This is a genomic window from Candidimonas nitroreducens (assembly GCF_002209565.1).
In the GTDB taxonomy this organism is placed as follows: Bacteria; Pseudomonadota; Gammaproteobacteria; order Burkholderiales; family Burkholderiaceae_B; genus Candidimonas; species Candidimonas nitroreducens.
In genome coordinates this window covers 589,707-609,772 of record NZ_NJIH01000003.1, presented here as the reverse complement: position 1 = coordinate 609,772, position 20,066 = coordinate 589,707, and the positions used below count along the sequence as shown (strand labels likewise).

Sequence of the window (20,066 nt, the reverse complement as noted above, 5' to 3'; positions counted from 1 at the left end):
ATCAATGCCCCAAATAAGCAGCCAGCAATGCTCGGTCACTGAACAATTCGGAGGCCGGTCGGCTGACGGCAATTACACCTGCCTTGAGCACAATCGCGTCCGTTGCGGAATGCATGGCAACACCGACATTCTGCTCGACTAGGAGCACCGTAAGCCCTCTTTCTCCCAGCGTGCGGATCGTATCGATCAAGGTGTCGACCATGTTGGGCGAGAGCCCCGCCGAGGGCTCGTCCATCATTACCACTTTGGGGTCGGACATGAGCGCCCGACCGATGGCGACCTGTTGCTGCTCTCCGCCGGACAAAGCTCCCGCCACAACCTTAAGCTTCCTCGATAGCATAGGGTAGATTTCCAGCACCTTTTCCAAGCGCTCGAGGCGCATCTTTCGGGAAGCCACCGTGGCGGCGCCCGCCATAAGATTGTCTTTGATGGAAAGCGATGGAAAGACCTCGCGCCCTTGTGGAACGTGAGCGATACCGAGCTTCACGGCCTTGCGGGCGCCCACGCCTGTCAAACGCTCGTCACCGACATAGATCTCTCCCGCTTTCAGGGGGATCAATCCCGAAAGGGCGTAGAGAGTAGTCGACTTCCCCGAACCATTCCCTCCGAGAAGGGCCGTCACGATTCCGGGCCGAATCGCAAGGTTCAAGCCGGAGAGAACTTGCGTGTTACCACGCCACACTTCAATGTTCTCAGCCTTCAACATAGTAGCCCCGGCCCAGATAGCTTTCGATTACGTTCCGATCTTCCGTGACCTGCCCGGGAAGGCCATCTGCGATTACAGAGCCGCTGTTCATCACAACTACCCTATCGCACGAGTTGAGCACGAGCTGCATCACATGTTCGATCAATAACACCGAAGTGCCGAACTCTGCCCTGATCTGCTCGATCTTCTCAGCCAGATCCAGAACCCTGGGTTCCGTGAGACCAACGGCTGGTTCGTCAAGCAGCAATACTTTAGGGTGACTTATTAACGCACGAGCGATTTCCACCAACCGCTGCTGGCCAAAAGACAAGCTCGTGCCGAGCCGCCCAGCAAACGCCGCCATTCCTACCCAGTCGAGAATCTCCATTGCTTGTGTTCGGGCTCGCGTTTCATGCTGACGCATCGAACCAGCGTTCAGGAGTGCCGGCAGGAACCCATATCCCGTCCTCGGCTCTAGACCCAGCATTACGTTCTCTACTACGGTCAGGCCGGGGCACAAAAGACTGGTCTGAAAGGTGCGCCTGATTCCATTTGCAGCAATGACATGAGCAGGCAGACCAGTAAGTGCCGTGCCATTGAGGCGAACGTCGCCTTTTAATGGCCTGTGAATGCCCGTGATCACATTCATCACGGAAGTCTTGCCCGCACCATTGGGCCCAATCAGCCCTAGAATTTCGCCCTGGCCCAACCTGAACGTGACGGACTTAAGAACATGTACGCCACCGAAAGAAAGCGAAAGATCGTTCAATTCAAGCATTGGATCCCCCACTGTCAACGTTGACTACCCGCTCTCCATTTCTGGGGAAGTCGGCGACCATGCGGCGTTTCCGTCTGTTTCGGGCATCAGAAAGAAAGCTAGCCATGCCTCTCGGCATGAAGAGGACGCAACCCAGCAACAACACGCCAAAGACCACTTCCAGCATTCCCGGTGAGTCGCGTAGGAACTCCTGCATCAAAATTACGACCACTACACCAAGTATCGAACCCCCCATGGTGCCAAGACCCCCTACCACGATCATGATCTGCATCAGAATCATTTGGTCTAGATTGAAGCTTTCGGGCGCGACAAAACCGAGCATGCTGGAAAACAGGCCACCAGCGATACCCGCGCAGCACGCGCTGATGGCGAATGCGATAGCCTTGGTCTGTGTGACATTCACTCCCATTGACGCCGCCGCGACTTGATTGTCACGAACCGCCACGAAGCGCCTTCCGAAGCTCGTTGTCATCAGCGAGCCGATCGAAACATAGGCGACCAAACACACGACAAGCGCCACGATGAATGAGCTTTGCGCCGCACTCAATCCAGTTCCCAACGTAAAGGTCGGCGCGCGGAAGCCGCTTGCCCCGAACGTCATTGAGGTCCAGTTGAGCATGATCCAATGCACCGCTTGTTCCAGAGCAATCGTCGAGATCGCCAAGTAGATGCCCGACATACGCAAAGCCGGCAACGCAAACACCATGCCTATCGCCATTGTCACAAGCGCAGCGACCAGGCACGAAGGGATAAACGGCAGTCCAACACGGATCTGCAACAACCCAGTGACGTAAGCACCGATCCCGAAAAGCGCGGCGTGAGCGAACGACAACAGGCCGGTGTAACCCATCAAAACGTTCAGCCCAAGACTGAGCAGGATGTAGATAAGGATCCTACTCAGCATGAATTGCAGATATGGATTGACGTTCAACCCGACGATACATACCACAATGGCAATCGCAAGAGGAACCGTCCATCGTGAATTCAGTGTTGCCATTAGACAGCCCTCCGCTTTTTCTCTCCAAATAAACCACGCGGGAAAAACAGCAACATCGAGAATATCAATACAAATGCAGAGAGGTCTTGCGCTCGGCTAGATACATAACCTGATACGATCGACTCCACCAACCCAAGCAAAACCCCACCGACAATTGCACCAGGAAGGCTAGAGATGCCTCCGACAATTGCCGCGGCAAACCCCTTCAAAAACAGGGAGAATCCCATATCCGGATATAACAAGGTGGCAGGCGCCAACAGGAACCCCGCTATCGCGGCGATGACAATGCTCAGCACGACGGCACTGCAGAGGACGAACGATGTCGGAATACCGACGATCATTGCAGCGCGGGCATTGTCCGCCACCGAGCGCATAAACAGTCCGAGCCGGGAGAAGCGGAAGAAAAGCGAAAAAACCACCAGAATGACTATTGCACCAGCCGTCATCACCAGATATTGGAGTGGAATAACTACCTTTCCTCCCATCAGGATCAACGGTGCCCCTGAGAACATCGGTGGGGTCGCCAGATAATCGCCTTGGCCGCCCCAGATCAGGCGAATGACTCCTTTAATCAGAAACGATAGCCCGATGCTACCGATCAGAAGCCCGTTAGCATGCTCCGGCTTAAGTAGCCGCTTCAACGCGACATAGACCAAACACCCGACTAATAACGCGACAAGCAGTACAACGCCTATCGTTGCGAGGATGCCGAAACCGAATATTTTCAGCGTAGTAAACGCCACGAACCCCCCGAGGGCAACTACGTCGCCCTGGGCGAAGTTGACAGCGTTCGCCGCTTTCGAGAGGACGACAACGCCCAGCGCGATCAAGCCGTAGAGAAGTCCGTTCGCGACACCACTCGCTACCAGTACCGAGATCATGTTTTTGATCTCCATAGGGACTGCAGCTTTTCGATCAACTCGCTCGTGCTGCCCACGTCAGCATACTTTTCCGACATGTCGAACAAGTTGACTGCATGAGATACCGCGCTACGATCATATACAGCATCATGCGGCACGAAAACCTTGAAGTTCAAAGAAAACGCGTCTACTACGCTGCCACGCACACAACCGCTAGTCGTGCAACCAGTTACGATCAAAGTGTCGGCCTGCAAATCGATGAGATGGCTCGCTAACGCCGTGCCAAAGAAAGCGCTCGGATGTTTCTTCGGCAGCAACACGTCGTTCCCCAACGGAGCGACCTCTGCGACGAATTCATACCCGCGAGCGGGGATATTCATGATGGTTGGCACTTTCTCCGCCAACCGTCCGCCCTCGGTCGAGACCTTAGGCGCAACGTGCGGATACAAAACGGGCCAGTCATTAGCGCGAAACACCTCGAGCAGTTTGGCAATATGACCAACGGCGCGCCAGCCCACCTCACCACAACTGGTCGGAAATTCCTTGATTGCCTCCCAAAATGGCTGTGGACGGGTACCCACAGTCCGATACTGAACATCAATGATCAACAGCGCCGGGCGTATACCCAGCCCACCTGATCGGCCGAACCCTGCGGCACGGTAGGCCGCTTGCTCGTCCGCACTGATGATGTCATCCCACGGTTTCATAAACTCAGACTCGCTATCGATGGATAAATGAACATGCCGATGATTCAGTTTGCCAAAGGCCGTGCAAGATACTGGCCGAATCCGGGGGCGCCAATGATCTCTCCATCCTGCATGATCGTCTGGCCCCGCAGGATCGTGCGAACTGGCCAGCCCTTGAGCCTCCAACCATCGTAGAGGCTGTAGTCTGAATAGGAACCGAGCGCCTCGGATCGCACCTCCTGTGTCCGATTTAGATCGACCAGCGTGATGTCCGCATCCGCTCCAACCTGCAACGAACCTTTACGCGGCGCCATATCGAAGATGCGAGCCGGCGCCTCGGTCAGAAGTTGCGCAATGCGGGACAGCGAAAGTCGGCCTTTGTGATAACCCTCGGAAAGCAAAACAGGCAGAATCGTCGCAGTTCCCGGAAAACCTTGTGACGCAAGCCAGAATGGCCGCTCTTTGGTGGCGCGCTTGCGTGGCACATGGTCAGAAGCCACCGTATCAATGCTGCCGTCATGCAGACCTTCCCACATAGCTTCGACATCATCCTTACTGCGGAACGGAGGATTGGCTTTGCCTATCGATCCCAGATCCGAATCCTCATCATGTGTGAGGTAGTGTGGACAGGTCTCCACATAGACGTGCGGATAGCGCTTCCTCCAACGTCTGACTTCGTCTAGAGCCATACGGGTGCTGATATGCGGAATGTATATGTGCGCCCCAAGTAGTTCTGCAAGATACATCACGCGTATGCAAGCCTCCGCTTCCGTGACCGGCGGTTTCACGTTGGCCCAATCCTTTAGCGTCGGCATCTCGATCGTCTGCGCCGCTTGGCGCAACCGATTTACGATTTCGATATTTTCGGTATGACAAACAATCTTTACACCCGGCAGCTTACTGGCGGTGGCTAGCAAGTTGTATAGGTAGCCGTCGTCGGTTCCATCCAAACCTAGATAGCGCCCCTCCTCGCCCTTGAAGTTCATGAAGTACTTGAACGAGGTGACCCCATAGCGCCGGACATAGTGAGCCATGTCACGCACATGCTCTTCTTTGGCCACGCTGAAGTGAAAGGCGTAGTCAACGTGGCAGCGCGCCTTTGCGTACTCCTGTTCCCGCTCATACACATCGGAATAGCTTTCGTTGTTCAGGAAGTACCCGAGAATCGAGGTGAACCCACCCATGGCTGCGTACACCGTCTCGGTGGTGTATTCCGTGATCTTTTCACCGAATCCGAAGTGGACATGCGCGTCGATCAATCCCGGAAAGGCATGCAAGCCGTCTGCTCGTATGACCGGTATAGTGTCACTCATAGGAGTTCCTGGCGCCAAGCGCGCAGCGACCTTTCCGTCATGAACCAGCAAGTCCATTGCGTGAGGCTCTCGATCAAATTCCACGACATGAGCGCCACGCAGTACAAACTCGGTTGACATCAAAAGCTCCTCTTTTTCTTTACTGACAAATCGGTTCAACCATTCGGTTCACAAAACCTGACAGAGTTCCTGCAAATTTCTCGGCAATAACCCGCTTTCCCTAATTGCCAGTGCGCCCAGGCTGGCTTGCAACCAGGCCTCATCAAGTTGCTCACCTATAACGACGACGCGCGCGCGCCGGTCTTCGTCCGGCCACGTATCCAACGGTGCAGGCGCGTAGAAATAGCTCCCGACACCTTGGATGTGTACATCGCGCTGGGGCTCCGTAAGGTGGAATAACCCTTTGCAGCGCAATATTCTGTCGCCGTATTCATTCACCAGAAGATGCATCCATGCTGCCAGGCCAGCAGGATGAACCTCCCCTTCATCCATCCAGAAGCTGTAGCTGGTGACGCCACCATGTACATGCGCATCATGAGCGTGGTGCCTGTGGCTAGCCACGTTCGGGGCGCTACCCTCATCTATCTCATGGATCGCCCCAGACACCGAGGTCACCATCTGGGCAGCGAATTTCGGAACTGGTTCCACAAATATCCGTGATAACGCAGAACCTGCGTTGACGTCGAAGCGAGGCGCCACGCAATTTAGCCCGTCGAGTGCGCCGTGAAGTGCAACAATGCCAGGGGCATCAGCCAAATCCGTCTTAGTGATTGCCAGCACGTCTGCCAGCGCCACCTGCCGCACCGTTTCCCGCTGCCTCGCAATCTGGCCGGCCGCCATTTGGGCATCAACGGTAACTATTACCCGTCCCAAAGAGAAACCCTCTGACGACAAGCTTTTGCTACCCAGAAGCACATGCAGAATCGGGGCCGGTTCCGCCAGGCCAGTTGTCTCTATCAGGATGCGTTCGACCGGGTGGCCCGCCTCCTGGGCGCGTCGCTTCAGATCGAGCAGCGTCTCATGCAGCGCCCCGACAAGCGAGCAGCATAGACAACCCGACTCGAGCAGCGCGATGTTCTCCGCTACCCGAGAAAGAATCAACTGGTCTATGCCCACTGCCCCAACTTCATTGACGATGACGGCCGTGCCAAAGGCTCCTCCCTCTCGCAGGAAGCGATTCAATAGCGTCGTCTTCCCACTTCCAAGAAAGCCTGTCAGGACATCGCAAACTATCGGCCGTGTCGGGTCAAACATCGGATCAGCACTGCCTCCCATGATCCTTGTCCATGAAAATTGCGGGAGCATTCCACCTGCCCGGACGGCGTTTCAACGCACCATCAACACGACAGGCTTATACATCTCACGCAGGTTTTGTTGTTACGGTCAGCGTTATTACGTTTCGTCTATAATAATTAAATGCAAAAATTCGTGTATTAGTGTTTTTACTTAGTTTCGACCGCCGGGCCGTCAAACTTCATTTGAATAATATGTATGATCCGACAGTTGATCTGACCCTATCTACGAGGTACCAAATTGGAGACACCTGACAAAAAAAAGCAGAATTCAGTCGATGCAGTAAAGGTGTCGGCTCGGATCCTCGACAGCCTTGCGCTGGCTCAGAGACCTATGGGAGTGACCGAACTTGCCGCACAATTGAACGAGACCAAACCACGAATCCACCGTCATCTCGGAACACTGAAGGAAGTAGGGCTGATCGAACAGGATCGGGCGACCGAGTTATATCGGCTAGGTTGGCGGCTATTCCAATTAGGCGAATCTGCCAGCAGCCAGTTCGACCTGCGTCGCCGTGCCGAGCACTATCTCGTTCAACTGCGCGACGAGTTGAGGGAAACCGTGGTCTTGGCTGCTGTCACCAATGGTGTGCCGCTTGTCATCACCACGTCGGACAACATCTATGCTCGGATTTTCGTCAGCGTCAAGCCGGGAAATCGACCTGTGCCTCATCGCTCGGCCATCGGGCGCGTATCGCTTGCATTCGCCGAGCCTCATGAGCGTGACGCAATCTTGAACCAGTTAGCAGCATCGGGAACACGCTTGAAACCGGCTGAGATAGAGAAGCTCACGGAACGCTTGACAGTGATCCGAAGCCGTTTTTTTGAGATCTGTCGCAATGAAGTGATGACCGGAATCAGCACCCTCGCCGTACCGATATTTCGAGATGGATCCACGCTCGCGGGCGCGATATGCATCGTCGGATCGGTCGACGACATTCTTGATCCGCCACATCCCATTCAGGTGGACGCACTGCACCGCGTTGCCCGTGATCTCTCGGAACAGTTAAACAGCACGCAATATTCAAACCTTCCCGCCGCCACGACATAACGAACGCTTGCCGCACACACCAACGTGAATTCATAGAAGACGGGATCCCTCGGTTTATTCATGAAATGATTCGAGGGTAACGGCTACATCATGATCGGCACCATGAGATCGCCGTTTTCATGATGTCTTGCTGGCGGGCCAACACACCACCCGTTCATCCGATGTCGGCGCGCATACTCGATTTTCCGAGAGACGCACTAGCGCAAGCACGCTCAGAGGCGGCCGGACGGCACGGCTGCCTGCGATCTCACATTTACTTTTTGAAGATCAGAACCGTCCGACCTCACGCCCGAGCCTGCCAACCCCCATCGATCGGAATGGGCGTCCCGGTAATGTCGCATGCATCGTCGCTGCACAGGAAAGCGGCCAGCGCGCCGATCCGTTCCGGGGTGACGAAGCGCTTGGATGGTTGGCGCGGCTCCAGGAAAGCCGCTCTAGCCTGCTCTTCCGTCAGGCCCATTTCCGCCATGCGGCCGGCGATTCTCTGGCGAATGTGCGGCGTATCCACCAACCCCGGACAAAGCGCGTTGCAGGTGATGTCGAAGCCGGCGCATTCGAGTGCCACGACTTTGGTCATCCCCACCAGGCCGTGCTTGGTAACCACGTAGTCGGTGCGCCGCGGGGTTCCCTCGACACCGAAGATCGAGGCCAGGCTGATGATTCTGCCCCAGTTTCTCTGTTTCATTCCTGGCAGCGTCAAGCGGATCAGGTGATAGGCTGCCGTCAGGTTGACCGCTAATGCATACGACCACTTTTCGGGAGGCAGATCCTCGATGTTGGCGTCGAAGCGGGTCACGGCATTATTGACCAGGATGTCGATCTGGCCGAAACGGCGGTTCGCAGCGGCCACCAAGTCCTCGACCTGCCGCGCGTCGGAGATGTCGGCACCGTGGTAGTCAGCATCGACGCCCAGGCTGCGCAGTTCGGCGACGCGGCTTTGGATCAGCTCGTCCGGCCCGAACCCGTTGAGCATGACAGAACAACCCTGTCCGGCGAGCGCGCTGGCAATGGCGTAACCTATGCCGCCCAGCGATCCCGTGATTACTGCTCCCCTGCCGTTCAACATCGCAATTTCCTTTGTATCTCAATGGCTGGAGCGGAATCATTGCCCGTAGCGAATGCGCGTGCCCAGGATCTGCCCAGTGGTATAGGCCCCGCCCGTGCCCGCCAGGAACAGGATGGTCTGGGCGATCTCGTCCGGCATCGCGGCCTTGCCCAGCACGTCGGCGGCCGCCTTGATATCCCAATTCTTCGGATTGGCGGTGCGTGCCAGAGGAGTGTCGGTCATACCCGGGTTGAGCCCGTTGACCGTGACGCCGTGCTTGCCCAGTGCAAGCGCGAGGCTCTTGGTCAGGGCAATCATACCGCCCTTGGACGCGGCGTAATGCGCGTAATCGATCGATCCGTAGACGCCGCGATCAGAGGTCATCAGGATCATCGTGCCCGAACCTTGCTCCACCATGGCACGGCCGACGTCACGGGTCAGGAAGAAAGTGCCGTCCAGATTGATGCGCAGCGTTTCCCGCCACTGATCGTCGCTTAGCTGCAGCAGCGGCATGGCATGGCAGATGCCCGCAGCATGGACGAGGACATCGATGCGGCCGTATTGCGCCAGCGCACTCTCGACCATCGCGCGAATTTGTTCCGCCTCCCCAAGATCGCACACTGCGCAGCCAGCGCGCGCGCCCCTGGCCGAGATGGCTTCGCAGACCCGCCCGACGCCGGACTCATCGCGGTCGACGGCAAGCACCTGGGCACCTTCCAGAGCGAGCAGATGCGCCGCAGCGCGGCCGATGCCGGAAGCCGCCCCCGTGACAAGCGCCACTTTATTCTGAATCGACACAATCGCCCCCCCGAAACGTAAGACAGACTATTGGGCGCCGATGGAGGCAGTTTTGGCCACGCCACGCCAAAGCTCAAAGTCGCTTTTTAGCAGCGCAGAAAAACTGGCGGGGTCGCTATGTCCGTCAATTTCGTTGCCAGTAGGAGCAACCCTTTTACGAATTTCGTCCATGGCCAGAACCTTGTTCACCGCGCTGGCAATCTTCTCCACAATCGGCTCGGGCAGCCCCTTGGGCCCCAGGATGCCATTCCAGTAACTGCCGTCGACCCCTTTGATGCCCAGCTCGTCGAGCGTGGGGATATCGGGTGCGATGGCCACGCGATGCTTGCTGGCGACGGCGAGTATCTGTATCTTTCCGTCCTTCGCTGGCGGCAGCGCTGTCGAAGTGACGGCGAAGTGGTAAGTCACCCGGCCGGCGATCTGTTCCATCATCGCCTTCGGCGACCCTTGTGTCGGCACCGCCGTCACGTGGATGCCTGCGCGGCTGGCGAACAGCTCGCCGACGAAATGCGACGGCGCCCCAACCCCCGAGGTGGCATAGAACAGCTTTTCCTTCTTGGCCAGCGCAATCAGATCCTGGGGGCTCTTCAGGCCGAGCGCCGGATTGGTCACCAGTGCCAATGGGGAGTAGAACGCGTTCACGATGGGAGTGAAGGAGCCCGGCATCTTGTACGAGGTCTTGGTGCGCATCGCCGCTACCATGTTCATGGCGGCCGAACTGAACAGCAAGGTATAACCGTCCGGCTCGGCTTCCGCCACGACTTGTGCACCGATCACCCCGGCCGCGCCGGGGCGGTTTTCAACGATGATCGTCTGGCCGAGCTCCTTGCTAAGGGCGTCGTTGATCATACGCATGAATATATCGTCGCCGCTACCGGGAGGCCAAGCCACGATCATGCGAATCGGCTTGACTGATGGATAGGCGCCGGCAGCCATTGCCGACGCAGTACACGCTACGGCGCCGATCGCGGCGACCAGAATATTCAGCACATTTTTCCACATGATTGTCTCCTCTTTGTTTTTGAATCCAATGTAAAAAAACTTCTTATCCTTGAAGTACCCGCGCCGCTTTTCTTGTCCCCGCCACGAGGTAGGCCACGTCGGCGCCGCCCAGGAAGATGCACAGCGGCACTCGCCAGCTTCCAGGCTTGCGCCTGAAATGATTGACGCTCACTATCGGACGATCATGCCTGCTTCCTGGGTGCAGGCTGCTTGGCGACATACGGATAGCCGCGGGACGTAAAGCCTGCGTCGACTGTCACGATCGTTCCGGACATGGCGCCCGCACGCGGCGAGGCCAGGAAAGCAACGACGTTGGCCACCTCCTCGGGCTGGATCAAGCGGCCGCGCGGCCAGCTTTTGACAAGCTCAGGCCAGCGCTGCTCGTCGCCCAGCTCCGCCGCCGCGCGCCCCATCAGCGAACGCCTAGCCTTGCCGGTCTCGACCCATCCCGGATGTACCCCAAGCACGCGCACACCATGATCCAGGCTGGCGCCGCCGACGATGCGCGTCATTGCCGCCAGCGCAGCATTGCCAGTACCGCCAGCAGCGTAGGCATATTCATATTTCTCGGCACTGATGCCGATGATGTTGATAATGACGCCGTCGCCGCGCGCCTGCATGTGGCGGTAGAACTCGCGAGTCAGGTTGATGTAACCGAATACCTTGAGATCCCACCCTTGCCGCCATGCGTCTTCGTCCACCGAAAGAATGTCGCCGCGCGGCGTGCTGCCGGCGTTGTTGACTACGATGTCGACATCCGCATACTGCGCAGCCGCCTCTTCGGCCGCGCCGCTTCGGGAAAGATCAATGGCATGGGTGGCCACGGCTACACCGTAGCGTCTGCCGATCTCTGCCGCGGCGGCATCCAGCGCCTCGGCATTGCGCGCGAGCATCTGCAATGCACAGCCCTCGGCGGCCAGCGCCTCGGCGATGGCTCGGCCGATGCCGCGGGAAGCCCCGGTCACCAGCGCCCGCTTGCCCTTCAGCCCAATATCCATGTCAATTCTCTGTCGGGCGCAACTCAATCAAGTCAGGGCAGCAGCCGGCCCTGGTCGTAACGGCATACATAACGGCGTCTGCCACATCCTCCGGAGTCAGTGGCGCGAACTTGCGTGCAGCGATGGACTTCAATACGTCGGGGTGGGTGCTGCCATTGCGAATGGCGGTGTCGACCATGCCGGGAGCCACTTCGGTCACCTTGATGCCGAACGACTTCAATTCGGCCCGGAAGCCTTTGGCATAAGCCGACAGGGCGTGCTTGGTGGCTGCGTACGAGGCGGCCATGGGGTTGACGCTGCGCGCTGAAAGCGAAGTAATGAACACCATGTGCCCGCGCCGGCGTTCGATCATGCCAAGTGCGATTTCACGGGCCACAGCAAAACCAGCGACCACATTGGAACGGAACATCGCTTCACAGTCCTCGACCGTAGCATCGCGTATTGGCGCGTAGGTCAGGATGCCCGCGTTGTTGACCAGAATATCGACACTGCGTGCCACTTGCCCGAGCTCGCGCACGAAGCCGTGATCGGTGAGATCCCCGCGCAGTGTCCGGCCGGAGCCGCCCGCTTGCACGCACAAGTCGGCAACCTCGTCCAGCTCCGCCTGGCGTCGCCCCGTGGCCAGCACGTCGGCGCCTGCTCGCGCCAGCACAAGCGCCGTGGCGCGGCCGATGCCAGCGCTGGCGCCTGTCACCAGCACGGATCGCCCTTTCAATATGCCTGCCATGTCGCCCTCACGTCAGCTTGCTGAGGCGCTTTCGGGCTGAGGAATAGACCCCTCTACATTCACGGTGTCGTAACGCGCCGGAATGATGATCTCTAGAATCTCCAGGTCGTCCGAGTAATCGAGCACATTGTGTTTGATCATCGGCGGCTGCAGCCAACAACTGCCCTGGCGCATCTCCATGACCCCGTGTCCCTCGAATTCGCTCTTGACCCAGCCCTTGAGCACATAGACCATCTGGAACTGCGTGTCGTGGAAGTGCGGGTGCGAGACGTCGGCTGCGTTGTAGGGGCGAGCACGGCGATTGACGTGCGCCTGCACCATGCCGCCCGTGGCCTTGGCAAAACCCAGGTCGCGTGTCAGGGTATAGGATCGAAAACCTTCGCTAGTAAAGTCTTCTTCACGCAAGTGGCTGACATGGAAAGCCTGCTTTGGCCAACCACTCAGCTGATGCTGCGTCTGTTCCGGGTGGAAATCGGACTCCTTCAGAACCCGGGACGATTTTTCCTTCTCCATTTGTCTCGTTCCTTGTGAAATCATGGATACGTTCTTGATTTCGGCAAAGTTTACTATTGCAAATTATGTATGTATATTGAATTTATCTGAACCATTATGCTGTTTATATAATGAATCTGTCAGGCCGTTTACTAGATGCTTTCCTGGCGCTGGAAGAAACCCGCCGGTTCGCCACGGCGGCCGAACGCTGCCATGTTTCGCCGTCCGCATTCAGTCAGATGATCCGCCGGCTGGAAGAACAGGTCGGTGCACGCTTGTTCGACCGCGACACCCGCAATGTTTCCCTTACGCCGGAAGGCGAGATGTTCGCGCAGAGCGCGCACCGCATCTCCGGCGAAATGGCGACGGCGCTGGCCGAACTCAAGGAACGCAGCCTGTGCAACACCGGCCGTGTGTCGGTCGCCGGCCCTCCTTCCGTTTGCGCGGAATGGCTGCCCGGCATACTGGCAAGCTTTCGCGACGACCATCCCGGCATCGCACTGCAATTGCACGACGTGGTATCGGATCGGTGCCTATCCATGATTTCGGCAGGCGAGGTGGATTTCGGTCTGAACGCCCGCGCCGGCAACAAGCAGGAATTCGAGACTCATCTATTGTTCAGCGAGCGCTTGTTCCTCATCTGTCGCGACACCGATTCTCTGGCGGGAAACGGCGGCATCCGCCTGCGCGACCTACGCGGCCGCGACTTCATTCACACCACACGCACCGGCAGCGTGTGGCAACACCTGCAACCCATGCTGGGAGTCGCCAAGATCCATGACAGCGGTTTCGAAGTCTCGGAGCCAGGCACGATGGCCGGACTGGTAGCCTACGGCTTCGGGATCAGCATCGTCGGGCAGTTCGCTTTGCAGCTGTGCAACAGGAAGGGAGTGACGGCAGTGCCGATCGTCGACCGGCACGCAGTGCGCCCGATATTCCTCGTCAAACGCAAGCGCCGCAGCCTGTCAGTGGCGGCGCAGACCCTATGGAACAGGCTGATCCGGAACAAGCAGCCGGCGCTGGGATGATGCAAGCAGCCCAACGCCGGTTGCATGAACCTGGCGGCTAGCCCTTCACCGCGTCGGTTATGGCATGCAGCCTCGCCTTGTCTGCCTCGGCGACCAGGACGGCCTCGGCCCGGTCGCGCGCCAGGCCAGCCTGGCGCAAGGCTGCAGCACGGTATTCGGCGTCGCCCAGTCGGCTCAGTGCCCGCAACGATTTCTGTATGTGCAGCTGAATTTCAATCAGCCCGGCGCCGTCGCGCGCCATTCCCATGAAGGCGTCTTCGAACATATCTTCGGAGCTCAGGTCTTGTACATGTACACGTGGATGCGCCACTTCAATGTCGCCTTGCTGGCTCGAACCGGCCCACAGGTTCATCAAGCGCGTCATGCGGCCAATAACGTCGATGGCCGTGCCGGGGTCGTTGATCGCCGCCGATAATGCACGCGATCCGATTTCGCTCAGAACCACCAGGCCGAAACGCGGATCCTGGTCGAAACGGCGTTCGTTGCCGATGGTGAAGGCTCTCTGCAAGGCCTCAGGCAGGTCTGAGCCGGATTCCTGGAGAGCATGGGGGGCGATCCAGGCGATCGGCGTGTCGGGGTAGACAAACGTGCCGGGAATCGCGTTCACGAAAATATCAGCATCAAGCTGCTCGCAGCAATGCGACAGGGCGGCCATGTCGATGTACTGCACATAGCCAATCGCCTGCGCCACGACAGGCACCGCATCGTGCGGCACCTCGTCCAATACGCGGCCGCCCAGATAAGGTTCTTCAAGGCGGGCTTCAATAGCTTGGCGCGCCACCTGCTCGACCCGCTCGGTCGTTTCGCCCACCTGCCCCAGTCGAGTCAAATGATCGATCCAACGCAATAGCGACAGCACGATCAGGATGATGACCGCGACAGTAACGACAAAGAGCACGAAACGTCCGCGATCCCCGTAAGCGCCGGTGCTGAGCACAACAATGCCAACCACGCTGAACAGGAACGACCCAATGAAGGTGGACAGCACATTCTGTGCGACCCGGTCTTCTATCAGTAGCCGCGTGGCGCGCGGCGTGACAGTGCTGGCGGCCGTGCCATAGGCCGCCGTCATGATGCTGAGCGAAAATGTAGTGACGGTCAGCATGCTGGCCGCGAGGATGCTCAGAATGCTGCTTACGGCATCGGAACCGATGTTGGTGGGAAAGTCCCACGGGATAAAGCGTTCGGCCACGGCTGCGAGAATCGCCGCCGCCACCCCCATTAGCCCGATCAGGGTGGCGCGAACCCAGAGGCGCCGCGCCAATTGCGTCAGTATCCAGCGCCAACGGGGCATAAGTGTGATCCTCCTTGTACATCCAGGTAATGGCCTATAGCTTATAGGGAATCAGCCAATTTGCCGATTCAGGCGACTGTCCTTTTCAGATGTTGACAGACGATAACGTTTCGACCTGCAGCGACACTTGATAGGATCGTAGGCCGTTAGCCACCGCAGGGTGGCACACCCGCAAGCACAAGTGACTCAGCAGAAGGCCCAAATTGGATAAAATAGACTAAATAGACTATTTCTCGGAGAGCATGATGCCTGTTCGATTTGACGCTATTTCCCAGTTGCCGACGGCGCCCGCTTCGACCATCAAGCGCGAGGGTTGGAAAGGCGTTATGCGTTCGCTAAGCGGCACCGGCCGGTTGGTGGTCACCAATCACAACGAACCAGAGGCCGTCATCCTGTCTACCCATGAATACGACCGGCTCATCAAAGCTGCTCGCGCCGCCGCCAACGCGGTCAATGATCCGCTACAAGCGCTCCGGGATCGATTCGACGCCCGGCTGGCAACGCTCGATGCGCCTGACGCCGAGCATCGGCTGCGAGGCCTGATGGCCAATCCAGGGACATTGGGTGGCAAGGTCAAGGCCGGAGAAACCTATTAATGCGAACAGGCCCGTCTTGTATGTGCTTGCCGGCGTCAACGGCGCCGGCAAGAGTTCCATTGGCGGGTATTTGCTTACCCAGGCAGGCCTGGCCTGGTATAACCCGGATGATTTTGCCAGGGCGCTCGTATCTGACTACAAGGCCGTCCAGGAGCAGGCCAACATAGAAGCCTGGCAAGAAGGCGTGTGCCGATTGCGGCAAGCCATGGCCAAACGCGGCTCCTTTGCGTTCGAGACGACACTGGGTGGGCAAAGCATCACACAGTATCTGCTGCAGGCGTGCAAAACGCATGACGTCATGATCTGGTATTGCGGGCTACGCGATCCGCAGCTACACCTTGATCGCATCAGGCTTTGCGTCCGCAACGGCGGTCATGACATTCCGCAGGCCAAGGTGCATCAGCGCTGGACGTCTTCGTTGGGAAATCTGATCGTCCTGATGCCTTCTTTAGCGCATTTGCGCGTGTACGATAACAGCACGCAATATGAAATAGGGCAGGCAATCGGCGAGCCGAAGCTGCTCCTGGAAATGTGTGCCGCCAAGCGCCTTTATCCGACAAGGCTTGCAAATGCTGTCGACACACCGGACTGGGTCAAGCCAGTGCTCGAAGCGGCCTTCGAGCTGGATCCGGAGGCACCGCAGTGACCCGGAATGCATGACTAGATCATGCAAGTCGCGCTAGCACTAACACGCAGGCCGATTGGTACATCTCTGCCACTATAAAAAAACTGGGCGTCAGTAGCGTCTAGTAAGTTTTAGGTTCGAACCGCCTCTCAAGCCCGCGCCCTCCAGCTGTCCAGCGCCGCCATCCAGCCTGGATGGGCTCCGCCCGGGCCGTATCAGACGGGCCGATTGAGCCGGCCACGGCCAGGCCGAGAGCCAGGGCGCAGGAATGCCGGGACAAGGAGAAACGTGCGGGAGATGCTGCGTTGTTTTGACGCAAGCCGATATTCATGGCAGTCCCCAAGTGACATGGCGCATGAACTTCTTGTTGAGAATCGACCTGCCAGCCTTGTGTAGGCTTATGGGAAATTCATGCTTTTTTATAAGAAAGTGTTCAGAAATATCATAAAAATCTTAAATTGTATCTACACAGTATCGTGATCAAGACGGCTTTCCCCGTGCTCAACTATCTGGCGCACCGACATGAGCAAGAAAACCAAAAACGAGCAATGGCTCGCCGCTCTCCCATCCGACAAAGAATATTTATTCAATTGCGCAGGCGGATTGTGGAGCCGTTGTGACAAGTGAGGGAGCTGCTCGTTATAGTGCTAGACGGCACAGCCCATAAAGTACGGCGCCTTCCTTCTTATTCGAACCATATTGGTGACAGTTCCTGATGACGTCTCCAACTATGGAGAGTTCCCTCTCCGTATCTCTTCCCGAAACTGGTGGTTGCGCACTACCACATCAATTAGTATCGATCGTATTCGTATGGTAGGTGCGGCCAGATCTGTCCGCCATCGATATATTTTCAACGGCCCATTAGAAAATTTTGTGAGCACTGACTAGCCGGCGCTATCAGGACTCACAATCGAACAGAAGCGGGCGGTTATAGCGCGACAAGGCTCTCGCACCCTCCAATCGGTACAAAACATACCGGAGACAATGCCCAAAGGTGGAGCAATCAGCTACGCTTCCAGAGCAGCTACCGAGCAGCGTTCAGCGTCGCACACATGATGGTCGATCCCTTCTATTTGCTAAGAAGCCTGGGCCATGCCATTCATGAGCACCTCGGCTTCCCGGCGGACTGCCTTCACAAGCTCTAGCACGCTGGACTCGGAAACGTTTTGATCAAGTCCAACGAGCACTAAAGAGCCGAACACACAATTCCGCCCGTCGAAAACAGGACACGCCACTGCGACCACACCCGTCGCGGTCTGCCCTCGGTTGAAAGCGAAGCCGAGCGTCTCGGATTGGCGAATCATCGCTTTCAACGCTCCAATAGCCCCTCTACCTCGCCCACGCAACTGGGTCAGGTTTTGTTCCCAGATGCGCTGCCGTTCTTCAGGAGGAAGCTCAATCAGCATGGCGACTCCGCCCGCAGACGCACAGAGCGGCCATCGCGAACCGACATCCATCGGGTTTCCTACGTAAACTGACGCGCCTGCCCGGGCAACACAAATACTTTCGGTATCGCTGCGAACATGCGCAAGCGAGAAACCACCGAACCGTTTTACAAGCCGCCGCAATACCGGAGCGCAAGCGTTCTGGAATCCCACGTATCTAGGCACGGCGAGCCCCATCTCATAGAGCAGCGGGCCAGGGAGGTAGTGACGGTCTTCGTCGCGCTGCGTGATCATGCGCTCACGAACCAGACAGGAAAGAATGCGATGGGTGGTTGCACGATCGAGACCGCAACGGTCGGCAAGGTCAGACATGCGCCATCCGAACTTGCCGCGAGTGCTGACTTCCTTGAGAACCATCACCGCACGGCTAATTGCTTGGGTACCCGTGCGAGGCAGATCCCCCGCAGATACATCTGGAACTTTTGTAGGCATCTCGCGTCTTCGATATGGAATTTCACAATGTGAATATTACCTAAACAAGATAGTCAAAAACAGAGCCGGAAGAACCTACCATGCGCTCACGAGCTTATCCAACGGCTTCATCGAGAATGAAAGGAGACAAAATGCTTCGTTACCTTGCCGGCCTATTACTGGCGTTTTTCTCTTGGTGCCCCGCGTGGGCTCAAGGCACTTATCCATCCAAGCCGATTACCTTTGTCGTTTGCTGCAATGGCTTGCCTGAGGCAGTTTCCCGTGCATTGGCGGACGAGATCGGCAAGTTTTCCGGACAATCGATCATCGTCCAATCGAAGCCCGGCGTGAACGGATCGTTGGCGGCAGCTTATGTGGCGCGCAGTGTGCCGGACGGATATACCGTACTGATCGGAACGAGCTCCACCCATGCGGCCAACCAAAGCCTTTACAAGAAACTACCCTACGACTTCGTACACGATTTCGTACCGATCTCGGGAATTTCGAAAGGCTATCTGGGGCTGATCGTCCGACAGGATCTTCCGGTATCGAACCTCTCGGAATTCATCGCTTTGGCAAAACGGTCGCCAGGCCAGCTGACCTTTGGCTATGCGAGTTCGTCGGTGCGGGCAGGAGCCGAGCTGCTGGCGCAGATGACGGGAGTCAAATTCAGAGGCATTTCATATAAAACCAACCCGCAAGCCGCAATTGATCTATCCGGAGGACGGATTGATTTCATGACCTCCGAATTGTTGACGGCAACGTCCGTTGTCGCGTCCGGCAAGGCCCGTATTCTCGCCGTTTCAAGCCCGAAGCGCATTTCGACCATGCCGAATGTACCGACCGTGGAAGAAGCGGGAGTCCCTGGCTACGAGCTGTCCTTCTGGCTGGGGGCCTGGGTGCCGGCCAAAACTTCGTCCGCTATCGTCAAACGGCTCAATGGCCTGTTTGTGCAGGCATTGGCGTCGCCCAAAGTCCAGAAATTCCTGGAGACTGGCGCAGGCAGTGAGGCCTTTCCGACGACATCAGACGAACTGATGAAATTCCAGCTGGCTGAAAAAGATAAATGGCATCGGATTCTGTCGGCAGCCGGCATCCAACCGCAATAAAAGAACTCTACGCCGGGAACTATTCACCATGCGTTTCGTAAGGTATTTGCGGGATGGGATCACCCGCTACGGAATGATTGAAGGGCTCGAGATCGTCGAGTTGCGCGGAGGGCTCTTTGAGTCCAAGATCTCGTTCAATGGCGTGCGCCAGCCTTTGGCAGGAACTCAACTCTTGCCACCCATCGTGCCCGTAACGTTCTATTCAGGCACTTCGGGCGGGAACTACTTCACCCATCGCCGAAGCCACGAATCAGCCCTGCAGCCCGCAACACCAGCCGAACAGCACATAAGCTATCGGGCCAATAGCGCGCTGGCCGGACATGAAGCGTCGGTCGTCATTCCTCCCGACTCATCCGGTAAAGTGCAGTTCGAGGGCGAACTTGTCGTCGTAATCGGCCGCACATGTCGAAACATCGAGCCTGAGAATGCAATGGCTTACGTGTTTGGCTACACGATCGGCAATGACATAAGCGAGCGCGTTTGGCAGAAATCCGACCCAACATTCTGGCGTAGCAAAAATGCCGATACCTTCAAACCTATGGGCCCTTGGATAGACACCTCTGCGGACATCGATAAGATGACCACGTGCGTACGACTGAACGGCCGCGAAGTCAGCCGCTTTCGTACAGGAGAAATGGTGTTTGACGTCCCGACGACGATCAGCCGCATCAGCCGCTACATCACGCTTGTGCCCGGAGACGTAATCTGGATGGGAACGGATGATCCGACGCTGGATATGTACCCCGGCGACATCGTGGAGATCGAGATCACCGGTCTCGGTGTGTTGCGCAATTCGATCGTAGCCGGGGTTTGAGGCTGGTCGAATTGCGGCAT

At 57.4% G+C, this 20,066-nt stretch carries 21 protein-coding genes; 6 read left to right on the top strand and 15 right to left on the bottom strand.

The genetic code is table 11. From position 1 onward, the window contains the following. Nucleotide 1: 1 nt before the first annotated feature. The 7 genes from CEY11_RS06440 to CEY11_RS06410 all read right to left on the bottom strand — a co-directional run bounded on the left by CEY11_RS06440 (nt 2) and on the right by CEY11_RS06410 (nt 6,624). Nucleotides 2-706, bottom strand: coding sequence for an ABC transporter ATP-binding protein (locus tag CEY11_RS06440; protein WP_088602516.1), 705 nt, complete (start codon nt 704-706; stop codon nt 2-4). After that, on the bottom strand, nt 693-1,463 hold the full coding sequence (locus tag CEY11_RS06435; RefSeq protein WP_088602515.1) for an ABC transporter ATP-binding protein: 771 nt from the start codon (nt 1,461-1,463) through the stop codon (nt 693-695). Before CEY11_RS06435 ends, CEY11_RS06440 begins: the two co-directional genes overlap by 14 nt. Further along, a complete protein-coding gene (locus CEY11_RS06430; RefSeq protein ID WP_088602514.1) occupies nt 1,456-2,460 on the bottom strand; it encodes a branched-chain amino acid ABC transporter permease in 1,005 nt (334 codons plus the stop codon). The genes CEY11_RS06435 and CEY11_RS06430 overlap by 8 nt, the downstream gene beginning before the upstream one ends. After that, nucleotides 2,460-3,356, bottom strand: a complete 897-nt coding sequence (locus CEY11_RS06425; protein ID WP_088602513.1) for a branched-chain amino acid ABC transporter permease — start codon at nt 3,354-3,356, stop codon at nt 2,460-2,462. Before CEY11_RS06425 ends, CEY11_RS06430 begins: the two co-directional genes overlap by 1 nt. After that, a complete protein-coding gene (locus tag CEY11_RS06420; RefSeq protein ID WP_088602512.1) occupies nt 3,338-4,027 on the bottom strand; it encodes an isochorismatase family protein in 690 nt (229 codons plus the stop codon). The genes CEY11_RS06425 and CEY11_RS06420 overlap by 19 nt, the downstream gene beginning before the upstream one ends. 44 nt (nt 4,028-4,071) lie before the next feature. Beyond that, entirely contained in the window at nt 4,072-5,319 is a 1,248-nt protein-coding gene (locus CEY11_RS06415; protein ID WP_158215206.1) for a dihydroorotase, read from the bottom strand. 168 nt (nt 5,320-5,487) lie between these two features. Then, complete coding sequence (locus CEY11_RS06410; protein WP_088602510.1) at nt 5,488-6,624, bottom strand: CobW family GTP-binding protein; 1,137 nt, start codon at nt 6,622-6,624, stop codon at nt 5,488-5,490. A 228-nt stretch (nt 6,625-6,852) separates the two neighbouring features. On the opposite strand from CEY11_RS06410, the gene CEY11_RS06405 reads away from it, so the two are divergent. Further along, entirely contained in the window at nt 6,853-7,662 is an 810-nt protein-coding gene (locus CEY11_RS06405) for an IclR family transcriptional regulator (protein WP_088602509.1), read from the top strand. A gap of 283 nt (nt 7,663-7,945) precedes the next feature. Here CEY11_RS06405 and CEY11_RS06400 read toward each other — a convergent pair whose 3' ends face one another. From CEY11_RS06400 to CEY11_RS06375, 6 genes are all read right to left on the bottom strand, one after another. Next, the gene (locus CEY11_RS06400; RefSeq protein ID WP_088602508.1) at nt 7,946-8,728 is read right to left on the bottom strand and encodes a 3-hydroxybutyrate dehydrogenase; all 783 of its coding nucleotides are present in this window, start codon (nt 8,726-8,728) and stop codon (nt 7,946-7,948) included. Between the two features lie 36 nt (nt 8,729-8,764). Next, complete coding sequence (locus tag CEY11_RS06395) at nt 8,765-9,505, bottom strand: SDR family NAD(P)-dependent oxidoreductase (protein WP_158215205.1); 741 nt, start codon at nt 9,503-9,505, stop codon at nt 8,765-8,767. Nucleotides 9,506-9,532: 27 nt separating this feature from the next. Then, complete coding sequence (locus tag CEY11_RS06390) at nt 9,533-10,507, bottom strand: Bug family tripartite tricarboxylate transporter substrate binding protein (RefSeq protein WP_088602506.1); 975 nt, start codon at nt 10,505-10,507, stop codon at nt 9,533-9,535. A 182-nt stretch (nt 10,508-10,689) separates the two neighbouring features. After that, a complete protein-coding gene (locus CEY11_RS06385) occupies nt 10,690-11,505 on the bottom strand; it encodes a short-chain dehydrogenase/reductase (protein ID WP_088602505.1) in 816 nt (271 codons plus the stop codon). Between the two features lies 1 nt (nt 11,506). After that, nucleotides 11,507-12,232, bottom strand: coding sequence for an SDR family oxidoreductase (locus CEY11_RS06380; protein WP_088602504.1), 726 nt, complete (start codon nt 12,230-12,232; stop codon nt 11,507-11,509). Between the two features lie 12 nt (nt 12,233-12,244). After that, nucleotides 12,245-12,745, bottom strand: a complete 501-nt coding sequence (locus CEY11_RS06375; RefSeq protein WP_088602503.1) for a cupin domain-containing protein — start codon at nt 12,743-12,745, stop codon at nt 12,245-12,247. 110 nt (nt 12,746-12,855) lie between these two features. Between CEY11_RS06375 and CEY11_RS06370 the strand changes: the two genes are divergently transcribed. Beyond that, a complete protein-coding gene (locus tag CEY11_RS06370; RefSeq protein WP_088602502.1) occupies nt 12,856-13,752 on the top strand; it encodes a LysR family transcriptional regulator in 897 nt (298 codons plus the stop codon). A 37-nt stretch (nt 13,753-13,789) separates the two neighbouring features. Here the strand turns inward: CEY11_RS06370 and CEY11_RS06365 are convergent, their stop codons facing one another. Continuing rightward, nucleotides 13,790-15,046 carry a DUF2254 domain-containing protein gene (locus CEY11_RS06365; protein ID WP_088602501.1) on the bottom strand — a complete coding sequence of 419 codons (1,257 nt, stop codon included), beginning with the start codon at nt 15,044-15,046 and terminating at the stop codon, nt 13,790-13,792. Nucleotides 15,047-15,288: 242 nt separating this feature from the next. On the opposite strand from CEY11_RS06365, the gene CEY11_RS06360 reads away from it, so the two are divergent. Beyond that, nucleotides 15,289-15,642, top strand: coding sequence for a type II toxin-antitoxin system prevent-host-death family antitoxin (locus CEY11_RS06360; protein ID WP_088602500.1), 354 nt, complete (start codon nt 15,289-15,291; stop codon nt 15,640-15,642). Continuing rightward, complete coding sequence (locus CEY11_RS06355) at nt 15,611-16,288, top strand: zeta toxin family protein (protein WP_269845256.1); 678 nt, start codon at nt 15,611-15,613, stop codon at nt 16,286-16,288. The genes CEY11_RS06360 and CEY11_RS06355 overlap by 32 nt, the downstream gene beginning before the upstream one ends. Nucleotides 16,289-17,343: 1,055 nt before the next feature. Here the strand turns inward: CEY11_RS06355 and CEY11_RS06350 are convergent. Then, nucleotides 17,344-18,144, bottom strand: coding sequence for an IclR family transcriptional regulator (locus CEY11_RS06350; protein ID WP_088602499.1), 801 nt, complete (start codon nt 18,142-18,144; stop codon nt 17,344-17,346). Between the two features lie 131 nt (nt 18,145-18,275). Between CEY11_RS06350 and CEY11_RS06345 the strand changes: the two genes are divergently transcribed. Next, nucleotides 18,276-19,232 carry a Bug family tripartite tricarboxylate transporter substrate binding protein gene (locus CEY11_RS06345; RefSeq protein WP_158215203.1) on the top strand — a complete coding sequence of 319 codons (957 nt, stop codon included), beginning with the start codon at nt 18,276-18,278 and terminating at the stop codon, nt 19,230-19,232. A 28-nt stretch (nt 19,233-19,260) separates the two neighbouring features. Then, on the top strand, nt 19,261-20,046 hold the full coding sequence (locus CEY11_RS06340) for a fumarylacetoacetate hydrolase family protein (RefSeq protein WP_088602497.1): 786 nt from the start codon (nt 19,261-19,263) through the stop codon (nt 20,044-20,046). Nucleotides 20,047-20,066: the final 20 nt, after the last annotated feature.